This is a genomic window from Methanophagales archaeon (assembly GCA_021159465.1).
Taxonomy (GTDB): domain Archaea; phylum Halobacteriota; class Syntropharchaeia; order Alkanophagales; family Methanospirareceae; genus G60ANME1.
Map to the genome: position 1 here is coordinate 1 of JAGGRR010000021.1, position 2,145 is coordinate 2,145.

The 2,145-nt window shown below is 39.7% G+C and carries 2 protein-coding genes; both read left to right on the forward strand.

Annotated features, from left to right (window positions below):
• Positions 1-72 precede the first annotated feature (72 nt).
• Positions 73-1,179, forward strand: coding sequence for a glycosyltransferase (locus J7J01_01125; protein MCD6209494.1), 1,107 nt, complete (start codon positions 73-75; stop codon positions 1,177-1,179).
• Positions 1,180-1,475: 296 nt separating this feature from the next.
• Positions 1,476-2,093, forward strand: a complete 618-nt coding sequence (locus J7J01_01130) for a radical SAM protein (protein ID MCD6209495.1) — start codon at positions 1,476-1,478, stop codon at positions 2,091-2,093.
• Positions 2,094-2,145: the final 52 nt, after the last annotated feature.

Sequence of the window (2,145 nt, forward strand, 5' to 3'; positions counted from 1 at the left end):
ATAGAAATGTGCGCACGAGAGGTGGAGCGAAATAGGAAGCGTGTAAAAGGAAAAGGAAAAGATAAAGGATAAATGTTAGAAAATGGAGAGCAGGGGCAAAACGCGTGGTGTGTAGAGGGGGACTGCAATAGAAAAGTAGTTGCTGTTATTACCCGAACAAAAGACCGTCCTTTGTTACTAAAGAGAGCAATAGAAAGCGTGCTCTCTCAAACTTATCCGTACTGGATCCATGTAATAGTTGATGATAGTACAGACCCTGATTCGGTCGATAGTCTGATTGCAGGTTATAGAGACCAGTATCAAAGGCGTGTGCAAGTTATCCATAATCCAAGTTCACGGGGTATAGCGGCTGCAGCAAATCAGGGGCTCATATCCGTTCGAGCTGATTACGTGGTTATACATGATGACGATGATTCATGGTCGCCTGACTTCTTGAGACAAAGTATTAGTGCACTTCGATATTGGCAAAATAAACTGCCTTCGGTGAGGGGAGTGATAACTTACTGTGATAAAGTCATTGAACGTATAGAAGGGAATTGCGTCATCACAGAAAAGGTCGAACCATTTAATCACTGGCTTAAGCCTGGTATAATACCCTTTGATGTTGTGCTTCAGCAGAACCCTATTCCTCCTGTTTGCTTTCTTCACGAAAGAGAGGTGTATGACGAGATTGGTGGATATAACGAGGAGCTGCCCGTTTTGGAAGATTGGGAATTTTATATCAGATTCCTTGCTAAATACGATATTGCAGTGCATCCAGTAGTTCTTGCTTTTTATCATAATAGGCTTAGTCCGCTTGGTGCGTATAGCAATACGGCAGTGGCAGGCATCGCTCAGTATGAAACATACAGGACATATCTCCTAAACACCTGGCTGAGGTCGGAATTTTCGGGAGAAAAACCCGCTCTGGGTAGTTATATAAATCTTCGTCAACATTTGGCGTTCATTACTTTGAGGCTTGACACACTGGAGCAACGAATAAATAAGCTTGAAAAAGTTAAGCGGGCAAGGCGTGCCCTTAGTCTGACGAGAGCCTTTAGGTTGTTTAGGTTGTTTCTTCGGACTGCTAATAAGCGCGAATTGTTAAGTAAATTTTTCACATATGCTCGCCATGAGGGGTTTAGAAACGCACTCAGACGGGCACAACAGTGTGTTCTAAGAGAGGGAGGGGAGGTGTGAAGCCTGTGTACAAAAGCGAGCTGTTGAGCCTTGATGTTTTTGATACCAAAAAAGAGAGTGCATGAACAAAGCACAGCTATTGAGGATGTAAAGAAAAACAACTGTCGTCTTCCAGCCTTTAATCGCAAGTCGCTGTCAGGTAGCATATGTCATATAATTTAATTTTTGATGGTCTCGCGTGCATCGTGCATCGAAAGTTTTATAGTTTTATAATACTGTTTCTTAACTAGTTGTATACTAACAAGGGTACACCCCAGGAGGTAAATCATGAAAGATGAACAGATGATCCTTGATCGTTGGGACACTGCTTAAAAAAGAAAGAATCATTGTTTCCTGAATTTTTAAATATCGAAACGATAAATCAGTGTAATTTAAACTGTGTAATGTGTCCAATAGATAAGATGACGCGTGCGAGAGGCACGATGAGCATGGAATTATATGAAAGAATCATTGAGGAATGCAGAAATTATACCCATATCATAAAGAACTTCAGTTTATTTATGCAAGGTGAACCGCTTTTAGATGATCTCTTGGAGAGAAGAATTAAAATAGCTAAAGAAGCCGGTATTCCGAATATTCAAATTGCAACCAATGGTACACTATTAACCCCTTCGAGAGCTAAAAAGCTTATTGATTCTGGATTGGATAGCATAATAATCTCTTTAGAAGACATTTCAAAGAATGTTCATGAGAAGGTGCGTGTAGGCTCAAAATATGAAAAGATAATAACAAATTTAGAAACTCTCATCTCGATAAGAAATGATTTAGGTTTAGCTAAGCCAGAAATAACCGTGAGAATGTTGGCATTTAAAGAAAATGAGCCGCAAAGAGAGATTTTTATAGACCATTGGAAAACGAAAGTGGATGAAGTAATAATTCAACCTTTGCATAATGGTGCTGTGTTGCACAATTAAACTTTCTTCACTATAAGATTTTACTGATTGCTTATATCTTTTATTCACACCA

Excerpts from the sequence above, each read along its gene's own strand:
- J7J01_01125 (MCD6209494.1), top strand. The coding sequence starts at position 73 with ATGTTAGAAAATGGAGAGCAGGGGCAAAACGCGTGGTGTGTAGAGGGG.